We start from the raw sequence: 21,503 nt of genomic DNA, 5'->3' as shown, positions 1-21,503 counted from the left end.
CTGCTTTGCTGCGCCCATGTTCCGCACCGCGCTTCTCGCCGCCATCCTTCCCGCTGCCGCTTTTGCGCAGCAGGTCGCGCCAACGCCGCCGACCAGCTACCAGCGCGCGATCGCGGCCGGGTACAAGGCGGCGATGTACTGTTCCGGCATCTTCAACGCGGGGCGGACGGAGGCGCAGATCGACCAGGACGAGCTGCGCGGTATCTATCCCGAGTACGCCCCCATCGTGCCGACGCTCACCGCGGAGGTGGACCGCACCCGCGCGGTCGTGACGGTCGCGTGGGACGAGAAGCTGCCGTCCCGCCGTGCGGAGTGGCACAAGGACACCGGCTGTACCACGATGCCGATCGGTGCCGCACCGCCGCCGATCGCGACCAGCTATCGCGCGGCGCCCGGACCGGCCGGGGCAGATCGGCGCCCCTGGCCGCTGGGGGACGGTGGCATCGCGCCGAAGCCATCCGCCGCACTGGCCGGGACCATCAGCAAGGCATTCGACCGCGCGACTTACGGCAAGGACTCGGAGACGGTCGGCGTCGTGATCGTGCAGGACGGCCGGATCGTCGCCGAGCGCTACCGCGACGGCTTCGGCCCGTTCGTGTCCAACCGGACCTGGTCGGTCGCCAAGAGCCTGGCGGGCGCCGTGATCGGCGCGGCGCAGGCGAGCGGCCGCTTCGATGTGGCCGCTCGCGCCCGCGTGCCCGAGTGGGGCAGCTACCCGTATCAGGATCTGCGCGCGACGATCACCACCGACCAATTGCTGCGGATGGCGAGCGGACTGCACAGCGACACCGCCGGCAACCGCACCGATGCGCTCTACTTCGGCGGCACCGCCGTCACCGAGCAGGCGACCGGCTGGCCGTTGGAGGCGACGCCGGGCACCCGCTTCCGCTACGCCAACAACGACATTCTGCTCGCGATGCGCGCGCTCCGCGCGACGGTCGGCGACCGCGACTATGCCGCGGCGCCGCGCGCGCTGTTCACCAAGCTCGGCATGACCCACACCGTCGCCGAGACCGACTGGCGCGGCAACTTCATGCTCTCCAGCCAGGTCTGGTCGACCGCGCGCGACCTAGCCCGATTCGGGCTGTTCCTTGCGGCTGACGGGGTGTGGGCGGGCGAGCGGTTGCTACCGACCGGCTGGGTCGCCGCCTCCATCCAGCCAAGCGGGCCGCAGCCGGCGAGCGGTCCGGGCTACGGACGCACCCTGTGGCTGTTCGGGCCCGAGCAGGGCCTCCCCGCCGGCAGCTACGCCGCGCAGGGCAATCGCGGCCAATACGTCATGGTCCTCCCGTCCCAGCGGCTGGTGATCGTCCGGCGGGGCGAGGACGGCGGCAGCGCCCGCTTCGATGTCGCGCGCTTCAGTGCCGACGTGCTGACAGCAACGCGATGAAGGACTGGGCGGCGGTGGAGGCGTTCGCGCTGTCGCTGCCGGATGCGGCCACCGGCACCTCCTGGCGACAGCCCGCGGTGACCGTGGGCGGCAAGGCGTTCGTGTCGACCGGTCGCGAGGTCGGCAGCTTCCACGTCCGCAGCACGCACGAGGAAAAGGCGCTGCTGATCGAGACCGATCCCGCCACCTTCTGGCAGACCGCGCATTATGCGAACTGGCCCGGGCTGCTGGTCCGCTATGGCAGCGCGGACCCGGACCGCGTCAAGGCGGTGATCGCCCGCGCCTGGTGGGACGCGGCCCGGCGGGCGCAACGGGAGCGGTTCGGCGCTCGGCCGTGACCGCTTCGCCGCGTTTGCCGCGATCGACTGGTCGGGTGCGGTCGGCGAGCTCCAGCGCGGGATCGCCGTTGCGCTAGCAAGCGGCAGCAGTCCGCCGGCCCTCGTGCATCGCGGGCACCGCTGGTCGCGCGCGGACGTGCTCGACTGGGTGCGCGCCGCGCCGGCAGATACGCTGATCGGCTTCGATCTAGGTCCCGCATTCCCCTTCATCGACCGCGGCGCTTACTTCCCCGGCTGGGATGAGAGCCCCGTCGATGCTCGCGAGCTCTGGGCGCTCGTGGAGCGGATATGCTCGGGCGACCCTCACCTCTCCGCCGCCAGCTTCGTCGACCATCCGGAGGCCGCGCGCCATTTCCGGCGCCATGGCGGGCGTACCGGCGATCGCTTCGAGCCCGGGCGCGGGCGGCTGCGTGTCACCGAGCGCGCACAGCTCGCGCAGGGTCTGAGCCCGTACAGCAACCTCAACCTGGTCGGCGCGGCGCAGGTCGGAAAGTCGAGCCTGACGGGCATGCGCTTGCTCCACCGGCTCGACGGCACGCTGCCGGTGTGGCCGTTCGACCCGCTGCCACCCGCCGGATCGGTGGTGGTCGAGCTCTACACCAGCATCGCGGCGCTCGCCGCCGGACGAACCAAGAGCCGCACCAAGATGCGGACCTACGCCGACCTCAACGCCGCGCTCACCGCGATCGGCAGCGCCCACGTCGCCGGCGGCGGCCCGATCGACGATCACGCAAGCGACGCGCTGCTTACCGCCGCCTGGCTGCGCACTGTCGCCGACCGCCCCGAGCTTTGGCACCCGCCCGCCCTCACGTCGGCGGTCGCGCGCACCGAAGGCTGGACCTTCGGCGTCACCTGACGCAAAGGATGACACGTGCCGGTTTAGCTCAGCTGGTAGAGCAGCGGTTTTGTAAACCGAAGGTCGCGGGTTCGATTCCTGCAACCGGCACCATCTTTTCGGCAAGGTGCCATGCTTCCCTGCGACGCTCCCTTCGCGCTCCTGGACGATGCCCGGGCGGACGGCGGAGTGGCAAGGCTCTACCGCGATCCGACCGAAGTCCTTGTCGCGCACCGCCCGGATGAGGTCGCCGGCGTGCTCGCCGCCTGTCGCCGGGTGCGCGACGACGGGCTGCACGTCGCCGGCTTCCTCGGCTACGAGGCCGGGCTGACGCTGGAGCCGCGCCTTGATCGACTGACGCGGTCGTCGCCTGCAGGCGCACCGCCGCTCGCCTGGTTCGGGGTGTTTCCGCAGGTCACCCTCCTTGAGCGCTCGACGCTGCCCGCTCTGCTACCCGATCCTCGCGGCTGCTGGACCGGCGAGCCTCGCCCGCGGATCGACTACCCCGCCTACGCGCGCGCCTTCGATGAAGTAGCGGAGCTCATCCGGGCGGGCGACATCTACCAGGCTAACCTCAGCTACCGCGCGGACCTGCCCTTCGCCGGACACCCGCTCGCGATCTATGCGCGACTCCGCACGGCGAGCGCGGCAGGGTGGGGCGGAATCGTTCACACCGGTGCGCACTGGCTGCTTTCCGCTTCGCCCGAGTTGTTCTTCACGCTCGCGGGCGACCGGCTGATCGCGCGGCCGATGAAAGGAACCGCCCCCCGAGGCGCCACTCCCGCGGCAGACGCGGCCGCTGTCGCCGCTCTCAAGTCCGACGAGAAGGAGCGCGCCGAGAACCTGATGATCGTCGACCTGCTCCGCAATGACCTGTCGCGGGTCGCGGTGCCGGGCAGCGTCCACGTCCCCGCGCTCTTCACGGTCGAGAGCTACCCAACGCTCCACACCCTCACCTCGACGATCACCGCCGATCTCGCCGCCGGGTGCGATGCGGTCGACGTGCTCGCCGCCACCTTCCCGTGCGGATCGGTGACGGGTGCGCCCAAGATCCGCGCGATGGAGGTCATCGCCGCGGTCGAGGCGGACTCGCGCGGCCCGTACACCGGCTCGCTCGGCTACATCGACGCGGGCGGCGACGCTGCGTTTAACGTCGCGATTCGCACGCTGGTGATCGACGCCGATGTGGCGCAACGAGGACACGGCACCGCGACGCTGGGGCTTGGATCGGCGGTGGTCGCGGACAGCACGGCGGCGGCGGAATGGGAGGAGTGCCGGACCAAGGCGCGCTTCGCGGTCACGCCGCCCGGCGACACGCCGCTCATCGAGACGATGCGGTTCGAGCCCGACGCGGGCGTGCTACGGCTGGAGCGACACCTCGCCCGCCTCGCCCGCTCGGCGGCGATCCTAGGCTACCAGGTCGACGGGTCGGCGATGCGCGACGTTGTGGGTCGGGCGGTGCGCGGGATCGCCGTGCCTCAACGCGTGCGGCTGACCCTGATGCGCGACGGAATAGTGCAGGTCTCGCTCGCCGCGTTGCCGGCGCTGCCCGCCGGGCCGGTGAAGGTCAGCCTCTCTCCACTGCCGGTCGACCGGGCCGATCTGCGGCTGCGGCACAAGACCGGCGATCGCGCCTTCTACGACGACGCGCGCGCCGCTGCGCAGACCTTCGAGGTCGCCTTTGTCGATCCCGACGGCTTCCTGACGGAGGGCAGCTTCACCAACCTGTTCGTGCCCCGCGGCGATCGGCTTGCGACCCCGCCGGAGAGCCGCGGGCTCTTGCCCGGCATCCTGCGCGACGAGCTGCTGGCGAGCGGTCAGGCGGTCGAGGCCGATCTGACGCCCGCCGATCTGGCCGAGGGATTCTACATCGGCAATGCGCTACGCGGGCTGATTCCGGCGCGCCTGGTGTAGAGGAGCGGCGCGGCCGGAACCGCGCCGGCTCAGTTCAGTCGGCCGATGCCGGCGATGGTCTTGTCGACCAGCGGCTTGTCAATCTCGGCGCCGTGCCGTGCCGCGATCAGCGATCCCGCCGCCTGCGTCGCAGCATCGACTGCCCTGGCGCGAACCTCGGCCACCGCCTGGCGCTCGGCGGCGGCGATCTTGTCCTCGGCCATCTTGGCGCGACGGGTGACCAGGTCGGCGGCGTCAGCCTCCGCCTTGGCGACCAGCGAACGCGCCTCGTCCTCGGCATGGGCAACAATCGCCGCGGTCTGAGCATCGACATCGGCGATCTTGCGGGCGTACTCGTCCCGCAGCGCCTCGGCCTCGGCACGGAGCTGCTTGGCCTCGTCCAGCCGCTGGCGGATGCCGGCGATCTGGCGATCGAGCATGGCGCCGATCAGCGCCGGTACCTTCTTGACAAGCAGGATGAGCAGGAACGCCAGCATCGCTAGCGACACCCACACTGTCGCGTCCAGCCCCAGGAAGGCGGGCTCGGCATGGTGCTCCGGTCCGACTTCCTCGTGCGCCAGCGTCACCGCATCGCCGCCGGTCTTCTCCAGGCCCTGCAGCTTGTCGGCATTCTCGAGATTGTGGTTCACGTCAGCCATGCAGCACCGCCTTCACCGCGCGATCGGCGTCGGCGCGCTCAACGCTGGCGCCCGACAGCCGCGCGACGATCTCCTGCGCAGCCTCCGCTGCGACCGCCTCGATCTCGGTCAAGGCCGACTGGCGCGAGGCGGCGATGCCCGCCTCCGCGGCGGCGATGCGGGCGTTGGTCGCCTCGCCCGCCTCCGCCAGCGTCCGCTCGCTGGTGCTCGCCGCGGAGGCACGCGCCTCGGCGAGCGTGCGCTGCGCCTGCTCGCGCGCGGCATTCTCCTGCGCGCGCCAGCGATCCTCCTGCACGTCCGCCTCGGCGCGCGCGGCTTCCGCCGCGGCTAGGTCGGCGGCGACCGCCGCGTCGCGCGCGTCGATCGTCGACTGCACCTTCGGCACCATGCCCCGGCCGACGACCAGGAAGGCGATGCCGAAGGTCAGCGCCAGCCAGAACAGCTGCGACGCCCAGGTGGCCGCCAATTGCTCGATCTGAGGCATGGAACTCCCTTTGTGGGTCGGCCGCGTGCTCCTATGAAGGGCAGCGGCCAACCGATAGTTACGCGACGAAGATCAGTAGCACCGCGACGACGAACGCCAGCAGGCCGAGCAGCTCGGCGGCGGCGAAGCCGATGAACATGTTGCCCTGCTGACCGGCAGCGGCCCCCGGGTTACGCAACGCGCCCTCAAGGAACGCGGCGAAGACGTTGCCCACGCCCAGCGCGGCCAGGCCCGCACCGATCGCCGCAAGACCGGCACCCAGCAGCTTGATCGAATCGGCTTCCATTATTCGTAACTCCCGTTGAGACGCTTCGTGTGTGAAGGGGATCAGTGATGGTCGTGCAGGTGCACGGCGTCATTGATGTAGAGTGATGTCAGCAGCGCGAAGACATAAGCCTGCACGCCCGCGACCAGCAGTTCGAGCGCGGAAACGCCCAGCATCAGCGCGAAGCTCGGCACCCCGACCAGCAGGCCCAGGCCCGCGCCGGCGTTCGCGGCGTTGATGATGAAACCGGCCAGCACCTTCAGCAGGATGTGCCCTGCGGTCATCGCGACGAACAGCCGCAGCGCCAGGCTGAACGGGCGCACCATGAACGACACGAACTCGATGGGTGCGACCAGCAGCAGGACGGGTATCGGCGTGCCCTTGGGCACGAACAGCGAGAAGAAGCGCAGGCCGTGGCGCCAGAAGCCGACCACCAGCACGATGGTGAAGCTGGCGATCGCCAGCACGCCCGTCGCGGTAAAGTGGCTGGTGAAGGTGAACGGATGCACCCCGACGACACCCAGCGGCATCAGCCCCAGCACATTCGCGAACAAAATGAACATGAACAGCGTGAAGACGTACGGCAGAAAGGCGCGGCCGTCCTTGCCGATGTTCTGGCGCAGCAGGCTGTCGATGAAGCCGGTGAAGCCCTCCACCAACATCTGCCAGCGGCCCGGCACGACCTGACGCCGCAGGCCGCCCAGCATGAACAGCCACAGCGCCACCACCGTCACGCACATCCACGCGGCTGAATTTGTGAAGGCGATCTGCTGCCCCCCGATCTGGAAGCCGTCCCAGATGGTCTGCACCTGGAACTGGTGCATCGGGTCGATCTTGCCGGAACCTGCTGACACGCTTGCTTCCCGAAATTACGACAAGCGCCCGAACATCACTTCGAGCGCTTGGTGGAAATCCTGATGATGTTCCTGAACGCGGCCACGATCCCGAAGAACAGCAGCCCGAGCAGGAACCACGGGGAGGTACCGAACAGCCGATCGAACACCCAGCCGATCAGCGCTCCTCCGATCATTCCCCCGATCAGCTCGGCGAGCACGCGGTTCCCGAGCCGGTAGTCACCGTCGCCCTTGCCGCTGTCCTCGCCCGACCTAACCGCTTCCTCCGTCTTCGCCCGCCGCAGCCGCTCGTCGAGCGATTGCAGCCGGGCGTCTTCCGGAACAGGGTTCAATCCGGGCTCGTTCTCCGCCACCTGCGCACTCCGCTTCATGAGGAAAAGCGGGCAACCAGAAGGCCGAGCGGCGAGCCCGCCAAGGCACGCGCGCTTTAGAAAGCGTTCATCTGCGAGTCAACAAAAAGCCCGTCGCGCGAGTCGGGAGAGACCTCGCCGAGTTAGGCCCCGCCTATTCCGGAGCCGTCACCCCGGACTTGATGCGGGGTCTCGCTCCTTCCCGCTGTCGCAAGGCAGCGAGATGCCGACTCAAGTCCGGGGTGACGGAGGCTACACACAGCGGGGATCGCGGGTTGGCGCGCCCGCGCCGCGCGTGGCCCAGCTGCCGGCCGGCGTCTGGTACTTCTCGCCCGGCTGGGTCTGGAGGATCAGGTTGCACCCCGAGACAAAGGCGAACTGCTCAATGGTGGCGCCGTTGCCGGCCTGACGGGCATAGGCCGCCTTGCGCTGTATGTTAATGTTGTTGACCAGCGCGCGCAGCGCCGGGGTCGGCTCCCCGACGATGCCGAGGTAGCCGTCGGCCTGCTCGCCGATCTGCCCCGCGGCCCGCGCGGCGGCATAAGCGGGATCGCGCTGCGCGAGCGCCGCGCTCGACACCGCGGCCAGCGCCAGCGCGGAAAGGGCAAGGGCCAGTTTCATGATCAGAAAATCCCCGGGTTCTGCTGGATCAACGACTTCGCTTCGCCATCCAGGCGATACACCACTTCCTGCGTGATCGATATGTTGAGGTTGATGACGATCGGCTTGTCGGGCGCGGTCACGTTGACGCACCCGCCGCTCAGCCCTGCCAGCCCCAGCACCACTGCCGTCACGCTCCATCTCCGCGCGCACGCCTGCGCGATCGTCACTGCTGCTGTGATCATGGCCGTTTCTCGCTTTCGGGAGGCTGAATGGGTGGCGATCCGGCTGGTGGCGGCGCAGCCTCGCGGCGGCGGCGCTCCTGCAGCAAGGCCGGAAGGTTGCGCTCGATCAGGCGCGACGGATCATAGTAGCTGCGCACCGCGTCGACCAGCTGGCGGAAGGGCGCGCGCACCGTCACGTTGAACACGAACGGCAGCCGGGCGAGCCGCCGAATGATGAAGTTGCTCTTCGTGCCTGCGCCCTGGCTCACGCCCGAGAAGCGGATGGCGGTCACCATCTCGCCCGCGAGCGGACCGTCCAGCGTGATGTCGAGGCTGCGGTAGTTAAGCGCCTTCAGCGCCTGAAACGCCAGGTTGCCCCAGAAGCCGACGTCCTTCTCCGTCACCGCGCCGACGTAAGCTATGCTGCCGCCGCCCCGCGCGGCGAGCCGCCCGTCCTCGATCCGTCCGCCGCGGCTGTCGAAAATCATCGGCAGCACGCCGTCAAAGGTGCCGGTCGCGTTCAGATTGTCGAAGTCGAACTGCTGCAGGAACGCCGCCGCATCCGCCCGCGCGACCCGGAACGTCATGCGCCGTTCTCGATCCGCATTGAAGTCGAGCAGCGTCGGCTCGAGCACCAGCGCGCCTCCGGCGAACGGCCACTCGGCCCCCTGCACCCGGACGCGGTTGTCGCCGATCAGCTGAAAGCGGACGGTGCCGTTTTCTACGGCGATGCCCGGGTTCACGGTCGCAACGATTGCGACCTGGCCAGGGGCAGAAACGAGCCCGATAAGGTCGGTGAAGGCGATCCGCGTCTTGATCCCGGTCACCGGCCCGAACGCGGCGGCAAGGTCGAGCCCGTCAGTTCCGAAGCTGCCGGTGCTGGTCACAACCGTCGGCGACCACTCGATGCGCGCATCCCCCGTGACCACCCCCTTCACGGCTGCGACCACGCCATAGGTGAGCGACGTGAGCTCGTTTGGCTGGAACTGCTCGCCGAAGGTCAGGCCGGGCACCGTCATCGTCGCGCCGCCCTGCCCGACGCCAAGGTCGTGCGTCAGCCGCACATCGGCGACCTTCGCGCTCTTGCTCGGCAGGCGCAGCGACGCGGAGGCATCGATGCGACTGCCGGTCAGGGACAGCGCCACGTCGTCGCTCACCAGCGGTTCGAAGCGTCGCTCGGCCGCGGCGTCCGCGAGCGTCAGACCGCCGTCCAGTTCCAGTCGCCCGCCGCCGAACCGCCAGCCGCCGGCGGCGCGCGACAGGATCAGCGGCACGGTGCCGATCTGCCCGCCGCCCTCCGCAAAGGTGCCGGCCGCGCCGCCATCGGTCAGCTGTCCGGCGAGCTCCCTGGCATCGATCCGGGTCGTGCGCCCGGGCTGGCCGATCAGCGTCCGGACGCCGGTGAGCGCGAAACGGCCGCCGGACCACCCCATCTTCGCGCTCTCCGCCTCCAGCCGCAGCGGGGTGCTGCCGATCTGTCCGGACAGGCGCACGGCGCCGAGCCGCACGCCGCCACTCGCCACACCGTCGTCGAGCGCCAGCAGCGCGGAACCGTCCGGGCAGGCCCGCAGCCGGTTGCCGGCGAGCGTCAGGCCGGACACGACGATGCGGCGCCATGCCACATCGGCGCACGCCGGGTTCAACAGCAGCCGCGTACCGCTCCACCGCGCCTCGATCGGCAGCGTGACGCCATCGATCCGCCCGCCAGGTACCGGTCCGCTGAGGCTCGCGGTCGTGCTGACCCGCGTGATGCGACCGTCGATCGCGGCGAAGCGGACGGGCGCGAGGGCCAGCCGCGCACCGTCCGCTGCATAGGGCGCCATCGTCGCGGTTCCGATCAGCGCGCCGCGCCCATCCTGCCGCAGCGCGATCCGAAAAGCGGGCAGGTCGCCCCCGGTCACGCTCGCCATCCCGCCGACCTCCACTGCGCCGAAGCGAAGCGGTGCTCCGGCGACGTGGATGGCGGCGCCAGAAGCGCTGGCGAGGTCGAGCGATCCGACGCGCAGCGCTGCCCCGCCGTCGCGGATCACCGCCTCGACGACCGCCTCGGCACGAAACGATCGCGCCGCCCGGGCGGCCGCACCGATCGCGCGCCCGGCAAGCGGCGCTAGCGGCGTTCCAGCCGCCACCAACCGGTACTGCTGAAGCCCGCCCGCCGCCACGGACACATCCTCAGCCATCACCCGCCCGGCGAACTCCGCGCCGATCGCGCCGACACGGTAGCGGCCCGACAGCGAAGCGCTTCCGCTGCCGACGCCGCTGCCGCGCGCGTTCACCGCGCGCAGCGTCAGCTCGCCCGCGGTTGCGCGCGCCGTTCCGCCGAAGGTCGCGCGCCCGATCACCGGTCCGCTCCGCGCCGCCGGGTGACTGACGTTCCCGACCGCGAGCCGCACGCGCCCGTCCCAGCGATCGAGCACAGGGCCGAGCGTCGCAACCACGTGCCCGCCCGCGTCGCGCGCCGCAACCTCGCCGCAGCCGATCGCCCGAGCGCGGACCGGCCCCTCGATCGTCGGGCGCGCCGACACGATCCGCAGCCGCAGCGCCGCGCTGACCGCACCCAACACGCAGCCGCCCGCCGCCAGGCGGCGGCTGACGGCCGCGATCCGGCCGGAAAAGCCATTGTCGAGCCCGCCGTCGCCGGAGAGCTTCAGCCCGATCAGCCCCTGCGGCGTCTCCAGCCGGACCCGAACGTCGTGCAGGTCGGTGTCGAGCGCGGGCAAGGTGAACGGCGCGCCGGTGGGCGGCCCCATCAGCCGATCGATCGCGCCGAGCGACACGCGACCGTCGACCAGGCGCGCGCGCAGCCGGACCTTCCCCGCACGCACACCGCGCAGACGCAAGCCGCCGATCCCGACCTCCGTCTGCACCTCGATCCAGTCGGCGACGAGATCGGGGGCGCGCGGGTCGCCGATCACCACGCCTGTCAGCCGCTGGGTCGACAGGCCGATATCGGCAACGGTGTAGCGCGCCGGCACGCCCCGCGCGCGCAGTTCGCGATCGACGAACCCCCGCGCGATCGGTCGACGCTGGCTCCACAAGGCGGTCAGCACGCCCGCGAACACCAGCAGCAGGATCAGGAGCACGCGCCAGCGCCGGCGGAAGCGCCGGCGTGCCGTCCCCTCCTGCTCCGCGTCGCTCACGCACTACTCCCGATTGCGCTTGGGCGCGGCCGTCCTCTACCCTTGGCGGCAGATGAGCGATCTCGCAACCGACGGCACCGGCCACCGCGCACGCTTGCGGGAACGTCTGCTCGCCGACAGCGACGGACTGATGGACCATGAGCTGATCGAATATCTGCTCGCGCTCGTCTTTCCGCGCGGCGACACCAAGCCGCTCGCCAAGACGCTTCTGAACGAGTTCAACGGCCTGCCCGGCCTCCTTACCGCCGACTCAGCGGCCCTGGCGCGGGTGCCCGGGATGGGCGAGCGGAGTGTCGCGGCGATCAGGATCGCGCAGGCGACTGCCGTCCGCATGCTCGCTGCGTCAGCCGCGGCGCGGCCTGTCCTGTCCAACTGGCAGGCGCTGCTCGACTATCTGCGCGCCGACATGGCGCATCACGCGACCGAGCGGTTCCGCGTGCTCCACCTCAACAAGCGCAAAATGGTTGTATGACGCGCGGCCGACCTAGGCGCGGTCGCTGCTGATCGACTCCGTCCTAGAGAAACAAGATGCGCAAGTCCTACATCCACGGCTTTTCTCGGCGGCTAAGTCGTTGTTTCCACACAGGTCAACGTCCTTGCAGTAAAGATTCTGCGATAATGACGGTTGCCTTCGGTTCGGTTTTGTGGCGTCCCCTTCCGAAGGAAGCCCCCTAGCTCCGCCCTCCGATGACGCTTTGTTGCGCCGGAGGAAGAACCGTGAAGCTGGAATTGCCACCTGATCCTAACGCACCGAAGCTGGTGGAGAGCTTTCTACGTCGAGGGCACCCATATCTAGCTTTTGCGTCCGTAGCGCTAAAGCCGGTAGCTTGGATCGTAGGAACCGTCTTGGTGGCGGTAGTTCGTCCTTGGTCCTGAGGTGGGGTCCACGACGCGCCTAGGCATACCCTCTCTCGTGCGGCACGATGCCATTATGCTGTGGACTGAAACCAAAACCGGTGAGGATTGCGAGAAGCGCCACCTCGCGATGTGGGGCTCTGTAGTCGAACGGACAGACGACGGACTTGTAAGCCGTCCATGCGGTGAGGGCCTCTACGAGGGCGATGAGTTTTGGGCGGCTAGCATAGCACGCCTTAAAGACGATCCTCTGGCACGGCTCCAAATGGCTTTGCGACACCTTCCGCTTCCGGCTGCGTTTCGAGAAGCCGCAATCGCGCTGCGGGCAATGATCAGAGCGAAGCGAAAGGCCAAGCTTCCTTTCGAGGATGAACTCGGTCAATTGCACCGCCTCGCCGCGATGGCGAGCCTCGCCCCATACGACACGCTAGAGATGACGCCAGCTACGGACTTCGAACGCATCGATCTCAGGCCTGAAACAATTGGGTGGAATGAGATTGTCAGTTTCACCGACGCGAAGTGGATGGCGGAAGTTTGGCCAGAACCGGCACAACACACTACCGCAAGCATGCTCTATCCGGAGGTCGCGAAAGCTTCTGCGGCTCGCTACAATAAAATGCGTGCGGAGATGCGACAACGCATTGCACAAAGCTTCTTAGACAACTTCGATGAAGACGAGATTGACGACACGCAACCAACGTCTTCCGAACCCGCAAAGCCAAGTCCTGTCACAACTAAACTCAGCAGGAGGACGGGCATTTTTGCTCGTCTGTTCAGATGGTAGGTTCGTTGAGCGCGTTCGCGCTACAAACAAGTAAAACGACACCGGCAGCATACTAGCTGCGACAGACTGACGCAGCCGGTGAGTAATGAAGCCTACGGCTGCGACCAGTGCGTCCACGGTGCCGCCAAACGCCGTGGATAGGTGCTCAAGTGCCAAGTCGCGACTTAGACGCGTGCCGAAGTCGTAGATTGTGCCCTCATTGGCGAAGCGCGGGGCGAGCGGACTAGATTCGACGCCATCACCCGTCCTCCCCCACGATCAGCTTGCGCAGTCGCGCGTGGGCAGCAGCCGCTGCCCGTTCGTGCGTGTCGATCTGCTCAACAAGCGCCACCACCTCTGCGCGTGCCGCCGCCGTCAGCCCGGCGAAGGCCGAAGAGGGCGTGTCATCAGCCGCGACATCTTTCGGCTCCCGCGAAGGTGTTGGCTGCACATCAACGGCTTGAGGCGTCGCATTCGCCGTCACCACCAGCGGATGGTCATCCACGAGCCACCACGTCTTCGCTTTCACGTGATTGTCGCCCAAACGTTCAGGGTCGCCGCGACTAACGGCGCCGTGAACGTCAAGCGCCTTCAGCCTGTTGTCCAAACCAGTGCGGGAGAGATGAACACCACGCTTGTGCAACGCTTCGTGGAGTTCGCGGAGACTAAGACCTTCGTTCGCCACAAGGGCGGCGATGATGAAGGGGTCGACAGGTGACGGATTGTAGGCTGGCATAGGAACTCCGAGTAAGGTTTCAGACTAAAACGGTGCATCCCAGAGGACTCACCGATGCTGACCTTTGCCCGTGTCGCGTGCGCGCCGTGGTGCGGTCCCCGCCCTCATACATCAGGCGCGATGACCGTCAACTATAATGTCCGTTTACTTACAGCATTACTCAACGCGCGCGTGTGGCACCGTTGATTGAACCTGATGTGTGGTCGTGACCTTGGACGTTTGAATTGGCGCGAACTGCACGCGATAGCCGACATAGAGGATGATAGCAGCCATGATGGCCACTGCTGTCTTAAGAAAGGCACCCGCCTTCACAGCACCGGCAATTTCGGTCTTCCACTCTTCTAACTTGGCAACTTTCTCAATCATCTTCTTGTGCTGTTCGATGTAGATGGGTCGATCAGCCTGCGTGTTCTCCAGCGCAGTGATGCGATTATCGTGGTCATCCTGACGCGATGACATTGCGTTCAATTGCGTGACAACACCGTCTAGCTTGCCGTCGATGCGACCAAGCAGGTAGAGCATGTCAGTCGGTGTGTCTTTCGGTGGAAGCACTGACATCAGACGCCCTCCCCCTCAAGGTCATCACAGAGCCCGCCAGCGTAGCCGCCAGTGCCGGTCTCAACCTGCTTGCGGCGACGATAGGCGTAGTTGGCGATGGCACCCAAGTTGCTCATCAGAGCGCTCGCAACCTCCACGGTGCTGTTGTTGCCGGTCACGACATAGACTGACAAGCCAAGCGTCACGTAGACGCTCAGCTTCGACAGGCTCAAGACCATGTAGGGAAGATCGGGTTCTAAAAGGTTCGCGAAACGAAGAACGTCTCTTAACAAACGTTTGAACCGCTTCGCGGCGTTCGCTATCAGACGACCGGCGGGATTGATCCGCTGTCCGGATGCAGCGTGCGCATCACGTTCATGACATCGAAGTCACGCACTGAAGAGACGTTGGACTTCACGCGCGTAACAAGCTGCTTAGCCGTCGAGGTCGCATTCGCGGGTAGCGTCACCGCCACCGTGTCGAGCGTGGCAATCAACGTCGCCAACGCGTCACTCACCGCCTCAACGGCGGCGACTTCCGCTGCGTGCACCATCGTGTAGGCGTTCTGAAGGTCAGTATTGTCAGTCATTGTATCTCCTTTGATCTATTTAGGATCAGCCCTCCGTCTGAATGATGCCGAGCGCCTGCGACTGCGACGCCGGTTGGGGCGATGCGCCTGCGCCACCCGGCCCATTCGAGCGGCTGATCAGGTGGGCCGAATACTCGACCGCTGCGCCTCCGGTGTTGTCGGTGAAGGTGAGTGATCCGCCCATGTTTTCGCTGTAGGAGCCGGGTTCGCTGGAACCGTATCCGGGTGACCGGTTCCACGAACCACTGACGTTCAGCGTGGCGACGTTCGCCCCATTGCGGCGCAAGACGACTTGAGCGGAGATAGTGCCGCTGCCGCCCTCTTGCGCCTGATAGAAGCTGTAGCCCTCCGACCACGTGTAGCTGATCACAACGGTGCGCGTGCCGCCATTAGAACCAACGTTGCCGGTGGAGGTCGAAGCGTTGTTGGCGGTGGCGGTGGTGGTTGCCGCATTGCGGATGACACCCGCCCTCAACGAACCACCGAAATAGCTCGACCCATCGATCTTCAGGTAGAAGGAAGCGTTCGCCTCCGTGCACGCCGACAAGTTCGACTGCGATGGTCCGAACCATTCGATGAACTGGTTTGCAGAGCCGAAACCGATGCCGCTGACCTTCATCACAGAGCCATTGTTGAAGGTGATGCGACCCGCCGCTAGGTCGATGCGCGACGATCCGCTGCTGTTGCGCAGCACACCAGCCGTAACCTCACCGATGTTGGCGCTGATCGCGGACAGGTTGGCCACGCCGATGCGAGACGCGTCGATTGACCCGGTGGTGATCCTACCGCCGCTGATCGTGGTCGAACCGCTGTTGATGCGGGTTGCCGGGTCTTGAGCGCCCGTTGAAGCCCATGACTCGACCGTTTGTGAGAGCGTCCCGTTGACGTAGGTGCCCGCTGGTGCACCCACCGTAGCGTTATCTTGAGGCCTGCCCGCCCCGATTGTGTTCCCCCACGTCGAGCGCACCGATGCCGCTGCGTTGTTGGCAGTGATGAGGTTTTCCACCGCCGTCTGAACGTTGTAGAACAATTGGCGCAGATAAGGCCCGTCAACGGGCGTATCGACGTTGACGTTATCCCACTGCGGAGACAGGCTGGTGAGATAGTTCTGAAGGGCTGTTGTTGCAGTGTCCCGCGCCTGACGCGCTGAAAGCGTCGGGTCACCAAAGCCATTGGTGGAGAACGCAATACTCGCTTGCTGCGCCGCCGTGGATGCGCGCTCGATAGCCGTGTAGTCGCGGATCATTTGATGCTTTTCAGCACGGCTGATCATGTTGTCATTGATGATAGCGGTGACACTGATGGCCGCTGCTGCTCCGGCGGCTGCATTGTCCTTGACGGTGGCAGCGGCAACGCCCGCCACTGTGGCAGTCACCCGCGACGCGGCGCTGGTGTTGGCAGCGACAAGCTCTTCGACCCGCGCATAAAGGGTTTGAAATACCTGCCGGAGGTAAGCGCCGTTTACGGGTGTGTCCGCCGTCATGTTGTTGTAGGCGGGCGTCAGTGAGTTGAGGTAGTCGTAAACCGCCGCGTGCGCGCCATCACGTGCGACCCGCTGCGTGTAGGTGAGGTCATCGAAGCCATCGAGCCCGAATTGTGCACTCGCCTGCGCTGCACTGTTCGAAGCGCTTGCAAGTGCGTTCCAGTCGTTGACCAGCGCCTGCTTTTCAGCCCGTGAGAGCACGTTGTCAGAGACGATGTTGGTCAGGCTCAGAAGTGCGCTATCGGCGTTGTCCTTTGCCGTGTTGGCGGTCGCTGCAACGTTGCCGAGCGTGCCATAGCCGCCGCCAATGATAACGTTTCCGGCGATGATCGACCCGCCAATGATGCGGTCAGCGTTGAGCGTATTGGTAGCGATGCGCTCACCATCGAGGATGGTGCCGCCGTAGTAGGCTGTGAAGAGCGCACCGTTGCGCCAGATGCACATGATGATGCGGTCCGCCACGCCCGTGTGAGCGCCCTGCCAATTGTCTGCGCCCGCCGTGAAGAAGCTCGCGTCCTTGGTCCAGAAGACGTAGTTGTAGGAACCGCCTAGCCACGCGGTCGAACCCGCCGGAATGTCACGCGAAGCCGCACCCCCCGCGTCATCTGCATACAGAACGTGTCCGGCGCTCCAGTAGAGACGCCCGTTGGTGCGGTCGTAGCGGAAGTCACAGCCGACCACCTTCACCTGACGGTTGCCAATGGTCATCGAATTGGCGCGGAGCGTGTTGGTCGCGATGACGCCACCGTTGATTTCCGTGCTGTCCGGTCCGGCGAAGATGCTGCTTAGGGTTGTGGAACCGGTGATGCGGATGCGACCACGCTCAATCAGCGTCGTGTGCGCGTTGATGCGCTGCGCCGGGTCAGTCTGAGAGAGCGAGTTGTCGTTGGCAGATGTGAAGCCGATGTTGCTGATCTTGCCGCCATCTTCGACACAGAACTTACCGTGGAAGGTCTGATCAGCCGCCCACGCGACGCGGTGAACCTCCACGCCATCAGCACGCCAGACTTTGAAGCGACCCTCATATTCGATGCTGAAGAGCGTGTCGGCGTTCCAGCCGCGCGTGTAGCCGTAGGGCAGTATCTGCGACCAACCGTTCCAGCCGAGCATGTAGCCGTTTGCCTCATTGGAGAGGTGCCACATCGAGTTCATTGACTGGTAGTTCGTGCCGGTTGCTTCATTGAAGGCCACCGCCGGGTCAGCCAAACCGATGAAACCCATGCGTCGGCTCAAGCGTCCGCTGACGATGGCACCACCCGTGTAGCTCTCTTTGGTGGTCGCATAGCTGGTCACTGACCAGCCGGTAGGCGCTGTCTGCTCAAGCGAGTTGCCGACGATCCTGACGCTTGGGTGACTACCAGCCTTGAGCGTCACCACAGACGTATTCGCCGCCGTGTCGCGCACGCTCCCGATGGTCTGACCAGCGCCGACCGTGATCGTGTCAGCAAGCGCCGTCGTCACCTTCAGGACGTTGCCATCCATGCTGTTCACGGACAGTCGGTCAGCGTTGATCGATCCGACCACCATCTTGGGCGTCGTGATCTCACCATCGCCGATCAGCGTCGCATCTGCGATCCGGGTGAGGCTGATCGCGATCTGCACCACGCCCGTGAAGGCCGCGTCGAAGCGAAACTGCGCTGACTTGCCTTGCGCGTGATCGACGTTGAAGACTGGAAACTCAGCCGTGTGGACGTTGCCACCGCTGTAGTTGCCCTGCGTCCACGCGTGCGAACCGGGCTGCGCCGGATCATTGCCATCAGCGCCCCCGAAGCTCTTGAGGGAGAGCCAAGACACACCCGGCAGGTGCAACGACGGCGTGAAATAGCCGCTGAAGTCGCTGCTTACGAAGGTGCTGACCTTCACCCGATAGCGCGCACCGGGTTCCATCACGAAGAGCGGCGTGAAGAGGCCAACAAAGTTTCCGTTGGTGAAGTTCAGCCCGCGTCTGAAGTCTTTCCAGTTTGCGTTAGTTTCGAACAGTTCACTCGACGGATGATTGCCCGTCCACCATTGGAGGTCGTTGAAAGAACCGTCCGGAATGACGTTGTCGAAGTTTCCGATGGCGAGCTTGCCGATGGTCGCAGCACCCGCCGCAAGCTGCGCAGTTCCGATGGCTCCCGTCGCCACCGAGTTGGTCGTGACCGAGTTGGGCGTGAGGTCAGCGCCGTCAACGGCTTTCGTCCACGCTCCACCCGTGTAGCGGTAGAGCTTGCCGTCAGCCTTGTTCATGACGGTCAGCGCACCGCCGTAGCCGACCGGATTGGGTAGCGTGTCCACCGTCTGGAACGGCTTGGCATTGGGCGTCAGGTCATCAGCGTCGATGCCGCCTGCGGTCGCGAACGTAAGAACGTTGGACGACGCAGACTCATTGCCAGAGGTGTCGAAGGCAGTCGCTACAACACGGTAGCCTGTGCTCTTGGCGAGGCTGGTGAAGAAGAGCGAACCCTCACGGTTCGGGATAGCCTTGACCGTGAGTGCGTTGATGTAATCGTTGCTGGCGTTCTGAAGCTCGACGCGAACGCTATCGAGGTCTTCGTCATCCTGATTGGTCCACTGAACGTGAACGCTCTCATAGGCGGGCGTAGCAGTGTGAAGAGCGGGTGGTTGCGGTGGCTGCGTGTCGCGCCCCGTCTGCACATCGCTGATAGCCGACCAACCCGAGCGGTTGAAGGATGTGTCGAACGCGCGCACCCGAACCCGGTAGGTTTGATTGCGAGCAAGCGCCGTCCATTTGTAGGCGGTGCCGGAGACCGTAACCGGGAAGAAGTTCGTGCTTCCCGCCCCTTCCGCAATCTCAAGCACGTAGCCTGCTACGTCGGTGTCAGCAGGTGCCGTCCACGCTGCGGTGAGGTCCGCACCCGCCTCCGTGAGGGTTGGTGTAAGGACCAGACCAGTCGGGATAGCGGGTGGCGTTGGATCAACGACCGTGCCGCCGCCGCCCTCGCCGGGGACGAAAATTTCACCGTTAGGTAGGTAGATGTCGCGACCGATGACGCCGCCGACCGTCGCACCCGGCTCGATTCCGGTGAGCTTGTCCCCCTCTTCCTGATTGATGTCGCCGATGCTGGTGGGCGTGTCCTTGATGTCTTCGTAGACAATCTCGACTTCAGCCGTCTGAACGGTCGCGCTCACCCAATCGCTGACCAGCCCGGTAGTCATACGGTTGCGAAGGCGAACCTCAAGGTTGGCGCCGTTGACCGTGGAGGTGAAGCGGAACCTGCCGATGGTGGGGTCAAAGGACGAAGCGTGTTCGGTCCAGATGTCCGAGCCGACCACCCGCGATTGGATGACGACGCCGCCGACCTTGCCGGAGACATCGGGCGTCCACGTAGCGTCCACAACCGCGACGCTGATACCATTTGCGCCGGGCACGGCCACACTGGCGAGCGTCAATCCCGATGGTGCCTCGACAGCGCGCGCATCATAGGCGGGAACCGCGACATTCAGCGGCTTGTCGGTTTCGTGACGATCCCACGCGTAAACTTCGCTCGACTCCTCGCGAAGCGTCATGGCGAAGAACATCCCCGCCGACTGCGCCTGATCGAGCACGCGGAAGAGCTTGCTGTTCCAGCCCTGTCCGCGAATGCTCAAGCGGACCAGTGAGCCGACCTGAGCGGCGAAAGCAGCGGGTCCGAACGTCGCCGCAAAGACGCCCGGTGTCAGTGTTTCCCGAAGGAGGAACTGGCGAGCGATGCGCTGACACGCTTCGAAGCGGCTGACCGTTGGGAAGTCCAGATTGAGCACGCGCGGCACGCCATCAGCGAGCGGCGCCACACTGACCTCGCCCCAATCGACCAATTGGAAGCCCTGCGCCGGGTCAGCGTAGCGCCCGCGAATGGCGTTGTAGGACTCGCGTGCCGGTGGTGCCGGAACCCAACTGTATGGTGACGGACTACCCTCCGGCGCCACAATGTCTTCGTCACTGAGCGACACGACCTGACCAAGCGTGTCATCGTAGCCGCCGAGCAATCCGTAGAGCCCGCCCGCGTCAGTGAGCTTGCACGAACCCATCGCCGCCGTGAGGGCGTCGATAACGGCTTGGTGGGTGTCGTTGGTCGAGTAAATGCCGTCCGACTGGTAGCGCGGGATGCTCCCGCCATCCTTGAGTTGCACGCCTTCTTCGCAAAGGTTGGCGTAGAGGGCGAAGTTGGTGAGGTCGATCCTATCCAAGGGGACGCCCATCCCCCAAACCAGATGGCCGTTGATGCGATAGCCAATCAGGTAGGTGAGCAACTGGAGTGCCGGGTTGCGACCGATTTCGGTCGCGCCTTCGAACCAGCGCCACGTCGACTGATCGTTGTGGCGGTGAGACCCGCTCCCGCCCTGCGTGGAGTCACGACGCGGGTCATAGAGGGGGCAACCCTCAACGACCGTGACGGTGTTGCGCGGCAGTCCTTGCGGCCAAAGGTCAGCCTTCAGCCGGTATGTCATGCTGAGATATGCGCAGCCGGTGAAGCTGCTATCGGGCGCGTTCCAGTAGGCGCCGCTACCGACCTTGTGGGCGTTGGCGCGTGACCCTTCCGTCACTGCTTGGAAGGTCAGAATGCCTTGCTGGTATTTCTGGAGTGAGCCGTTCCAGACGACTTCATTGTCAACCCGCCACTCTTTGACGGCTTGGATGCGGTGGCTGGCGAGCGCGATGACTTGGGCGCTCAAATCACCCAATGAAGACGCGAAACCACTACCCCGGAATTGCTCTTGAAAGCGGATGTCGTTGCCAGCGGCAGTGCGTCCGAAGACGATCTTGCGCGGCGCAGTCGCGATGGTGCTTGCCTGTAGGCGCTCCACGGCCGCTGACGGCATTGTAGGCGCTTTCCGGAACGCACCGAGCACTGCATTCATACCAACCGAGAGACCAGTCAGGATGATGGCGGTCTTGATGCCTGCGACCGTTGCCGCTGCTAGCGTCAGTCCAACGCCTTTGAGAGCGCCCGCGACAAAGCCCGCAATGGCGGGCGCGAAGACAACCGCCGCGACTGCGACGCCGACAAGCAAGACGCTTTTGACAATCTTACCCATGGGCCGCGCCCTCCACGTCGAAGGGCACGCTGAAAGCGTAGCGGCACTGTGAGGTCGGGATTAGGTGAAGCCCGGCGCGCCCGAACTCTTCACCGACAAACCAGCTATACTGACCAACGCAGATGCCAATTGCTGTGCGGCCGAGCATGACAACATCGCCACGCTTCGCCAGTGAGACGGGTTTATCCGCGCCTACCCACGCGCGAACCGTTCTGAGCAGTGTTCCCGCCGCGTGGTCGCGAAGCGCCAGAGCGGCACCCGTCTTTGTCTGGTAGGTGCCGCGAACCGCCGCCGCTAAGTCAACGCCATCAGCGGACATCGCCTTGATGGCGCCCGCGACGAAGAGGGCGCAGTCGTTGGTGCCCCACCCGAAGGGCTCATCGGCGACGCGGTCTAGGTAGGTGGCAAGGCGGTTCTCCCAATCTGTCGCGCGTGCGATTGAGAGGGTGGTTTCTTCAATGTCAGTCACCGTCTATTTAGGACGGTGGG

At 65.8% G+C, this 21,503-nt stretch carries 19 protein-coding genes, 1 tRNA gene and 1 pseudogene; 7 read left to right on the top strand and 14 right to left on the bottom strand.

Annotation, left to right across the window (positions count from 1 at the left end; translation table 11 throughout):
* Positions 1-16 precede the first annotated feature (16 nt).
* The 5 genes from CRO12_RS09300 (at position 17) to pabB (ending at position 4,477) form a co-directional block, all read left to right on the top strand.
* On the top strand, positions 17-1,390 hold the full coding sequence (locus tag CRO12_RS09300) for a serine hydrolase domain-containing protein (RefSeq protein ID WP_097064260.1): 1,374 nt from the start codon (positions 17-19) through the stop codon (positions 1,388-1,390).
* The gene (locus tag CRO12_RS09295; RefSeq protein ID WP_097063776.1) at positions 1,387-1,728 is read left to right on the top strand and encodes an MmcQ/YjbR family DNA-binding protein; all 342 of its coding nucleotides are present in this window, start codon (positions 1,387-1,389) and stop codon (positions 1,726-1,728) included. Before CRO12_RS09300 ends, CRO12_RS09295 begins: the two co-directional genes overlap by 4 nt.
* A 22-nt stretch (positions 1,729-1,750) precedes the next feature.
* A complete protein-coding gene (locus tag CRO12_RS09290) occupies positions 1,751-2,584 on the top strand; it encodes a hypothetical protein (RefSeq protein WP_097063775.1) in 834 nt (277 codons plus the stop codon).
* A gap of 17 nt (positions 2,585-2,601) precedes the next feature.
* Positions 2,602-2,677, top strand: a tRNA-Thr gene (locus CRO12_RS09285).
* A gap of 18 nt (positions 2,678-2,695) precedes the next feature.
* The gene (pabB, locus tag CRO12_RS09280) at positions 2,696-4,477 is read left to right on the top strand and encodes an aminodeoxychorismate synthase component I (RefSeq protein ID WP_097063774.1); all 1,782 of its coding nucleotides are present in this window, start codon (positions 2,696-2,698) and stop codon (positions 4,475-4,477) included.
* A 29-nt stretch (positions 4,478-4,506) separates the two neighbouring features.
* Here the strand turns inward: pabB and CRO12_RS09275 are convergent, their stop codons facing one another.
* From CRO12_RS09275 to CRO12_RS09240, 8 genes are all read right to left on the bottom strand, one after another.
* A complete protein-coding gene (locus CRO12_RS09275) occupies positions 4,507-5,115 on the bottom strand; it encodes a F0F1 ATP synthase subunit B family protein (RefSeq protein WP_097063773.1) in 609 nt (202 codons plus the stop codon).
* Positions 5,108-5,599 carry a F0F1 ATP synthase subunit B family protein gene (locus CRO12_RS09270; protein WP_097063772.1) on the bottom strand — a complete coding sequence of 164 codons (492 nt, stop codon included), beginning with the start codon at positions 5,597-5,599 and terminating at the stop codon, positions 5,108-5,110. Before CRO12_RS09270 ends, CRO12_RS09275 begins: the two co-directional genes overlap by 8 nt.
* Positions 5,600-5,657: 58 nt before the next feature.
* Positions 5,658-5,885: a F0F1 ATP synthase subunit C gene (locus CRO12_RS09265; RefSeq protein WP_097063771.1), complete on the bottom strand. Its 228-nt coding sequence runs from the start codon at positions 5,883-5,885 to the stop codon at positions 5,658-5,660.
* A gap of 41 nt (positions 5,886-5,926) precedes the next feature.
* Positions 5,927-6,718, bottom strand: a complete 792-nt coding sequence (locus tag CRO12_RS09260; RefSeq protein WP_179640949.1) for a F0F1 ATP synthase subunit A — start codon at positions 6,716-6,718, stop codon at positions 5,927-5,929.
* A 35-nt stretch (positions 6,719-6,753) separates the two neighbouring features.
* On the bottom strand, positions 6,754-7,071 hold the full coding sequence (locus tag CRO12_RS09255; protein ID WP_097064259.1) for an AtpZ/AtpI family protein: 318 nt from the start codon (positions 7,069-7,071) through the stop codon (positions 6,754-6,756).
* A 249-nt stretch (positions 7,072-7,320) separates the two neighbouring features.
* Positions 7,321-7,689 carry a YdbL family probable chaperone protein gene (locus tag CRO12_RS09250; protein WP_097063769.1) on the bottom strand — a complete coding sequence of 123 codons (369 nt, stop codon included), beginning with the start codon at positions 7,687-7,689 and terminating at the stop codon, positions 7,321-7,323.
* Positions 7,690-7,691: 2 nt separating this feature from the next.
* A complete protein-coding gene (locus CRO12_RS09245; protein WP_097063768.1) occupies positions 7,692-7,913 on the bottom strand; it encodes a YnbE family lipoprotein in 222 nt (73 codons plus the stop codon).
* A complete protein-coding gene (locus CRO12_RS09240; protein WP_097063767.1) occupies positions 7,910-11,032 on the bottom strand; it encodes an intermembrane phospholipid transport YdbH family protein in 3,123 nt (1,040 codons plus the stop codon). The genes CRO12_RS09245 and CRO12_RS09240 overlap by 4 nt, the downstream gene beginning before the upstream one ends.
* Positions 11,033-11,084: 52 nt before the next feature.
* Here CRO12_RS09240 and CRO12_RS09235 point away from each other — a divergent pair.
* Together CRO12_RS09235 and CRO12_RS17735 are read left to right on the top strand one after the other, a co-directional pair.
* Positions 11,085-11,501, top strand: a pseudogene (locus CRO12_RS09235) (JAB domain-containing protein); the annotation flags it as partial.
* A 444-nt stretch (positions 11,502-11,945) separates the two neighbouring features.
* Positions 11,946-12,671 carry a hypothetical protein gene (locus tag CRO12_RS17735; protein ID WP_179640948.1) on the top strand — a complete coding sequence of 242 codons (726 nt, stop codon included), beginning with the start codon at positions 11,946-11,948 and terminating at the stop codon, positions 12,669-12,671.
* A 238-nt stretch (positions 12,672-12,909) separates the two neighbouring features.
* Here the strand turns inward: CRO12_RS17735 and CRO12_RS17730 are convergent, their stop codons facing one another.
* From CRO12_RS17730 to CRO12_RS09200, 6 genes are all read right to left on the bottom strand, one after another.
* Entirely contained in the window at positions 12,910-13,386 is a 477-nt protein-coding gene (locus CRO12_RS17730; protein WP_144033583.1) for a hypothetical protein, read from the bottom strand.
* 156 nt (positions 13,387-13,542) lie between these two features.
* Positions 13,543-13,908 carry a hypothetical protein gene (locus CRO12_RS09220; RefSeq protein ID WP_097063764.1) on the bottom strand — a complete coding sequence of 122 codons (366 nt, stop codon included), beginning with the start codon at positions 13,906-13,908 and terminating at the stop codon, positions 13,543-13,545.
* 35 nt (positions 13,909-13,943) lie between these two features.
* On the bottom strand, positions 13,944-14,162 hold the full coding sequence (locus tag CRO12_RS09215) for a hypothetical protein (RefSeq protein ID WP_097063763.1): 219 nt from the start codon (positions 14,160-14,162) through the stop codon (positions 13,944-13,946).
* An 83-nt stretch (positions 14,163-14,245) separates the two neighbouring features.
* Positions 14,246-14,512: a hypothetical protein gene (locus CRO12_RS09210; protein ID WP_097063762.1), complete on the bottom strand. Its 267-nt coding sequence runs from the start codon at positions 14,510-14,512 to the stop codon at positions 14,246-14,248.
* A gap of 25 nt (positions 14,513-14,537) precedes the next feature.
* The gene (locus CRO12_RS09205) at positions 14,538-21,014 is read right to left on the bottom strand and encodes a phage tail protein (protein WP_097063761.1); all 6,477 of its coding nucleotides are present in this window, start codon (positions 21,012-21,014) and stop codon (positions 14,538-14,540) included.
* Positions 21,007-21,483, bottom strand: a complete 477-nt coding sequence (locus CRO12_RS09200; RefSeq protein ID WP_245858355.1) for a DUF6950 family protein — start codon at positions 21,481-21,483, stop codon at positions 21,007-21,009. The genes CRO12_RS09205 and CRO12_RS09200 overlap by 8 nt, the downstream gene beginning before the upstream one ends.
* Positions 21,484-21,503 lie beyond the last annotated feature (20 nt).

The organism is Sphingomonas guangdongensis (assembly GCF_900199185.1).
Lineage (GTDB): Bacteria > Pseudomonadota > Alphaproteobacteria > Sphingomonadales > Sphingomonadaceae > Sphingomonas > Sphingomonas guangdongensis.
Note: the sequence above shows the minus strand (reverse complement) of the source record. Positions and strands in the feature narration are given on the sequence as shown.

Bases quoted from the DNA above. Each gene is read 5' to 3' on its own strand.
- CRO12_RS09205 (WP_097063761.1), bottom strand. From the start codon at position 21,014: ATGGGTAAGATTGTCAAAAGCGTCTTGCTTGTCGGCGTCGCAGTCGCG.
- CRO12_RS09245 (WP_097063768.1), bottom strand. From the start codon at position 7,913: ATGATCACAGCAGCAGTGACGATCGCGCAGGCGTGCGCGCGGAGATGG.
- CRO12_RS09295 (WP_097063776.1), top strand. From the start codon at position 1,387: ATGAAGGACTGGGCGGCGGTGGAGGCGTTCGCGCTGTCGCTGCCGGAT.
- CRO12_RS09210 (WP_097063762.1), bottom strand. From the start codon at position 14,512: ATGACTGACAATACTGACCTTCAGAACGCCTACACGATGGTGCACGCA.
- CRO12_RS09270 (WP_097063772.1), bottom strand. From the start codon at position 5,599: ATGCCTCAGATCGAGCAATTGGCGGCCACCTGGGCGTCGCAGCTGTTC.
- CRO12_RS09250 (WP_097063769.1), bottom strand. From the start codon at position 7,689: ATGAAACTGGCCCTTGCCCTTTCCGCGCTGGCGCTGGCCGCGGTGTCG.
- pabB (WP_097063774.1), top strand. From the start codon at position 2,696: ATGCTTCCCTGCGACGCTCCCTTCGCGCTCCTGGACGATGCCCGGGCG.
- CRO12_RS09220 (WP_097063764.1), bottom strand. From the start codon at position 13,908: ATGCTCTACCTGCTTGGTCGCATCGACGGCAAGCTAGACGGTGTTGTC.
- CRO12_RS09300 (WP_097064260.1), top strand. From the start codon at position 17: ATGTTCCGCACCGCGCTTCTCGCCGCCATCCTTCCCGCTGCCGCTTTT.
- CRO12_RS09215 (WP_097063763.1), bottom strand. From the start codon at position 14,162: ATGGTCTTGAGCCTGTCGAAGCTGAGCGTCTACGTGACGCTTGGCTTG.
- CRO12_RS17730 (WP_144033583.1), bottom strand. From the start codon at position 13,386: ATGCCAGCCTACAATCCGTCACCTGTCGACCCCTTCATCATCGCCGCC.
- CRO12_RS09275 (WP_097063773.1), bottom strand. From the start codon at position 5,115: ATGGCTGACGTGAACCACAATCTCGAGAATGCCGACAAGCTGCAGGGC.
- CRO12_RS09265 (WP_097063771.1), bottom strand. From the start codon at position 5,885: ATGGAAGCCGATTCGATCAAGCTGCTGGGTGCCGGTCTTGCGGCGATC.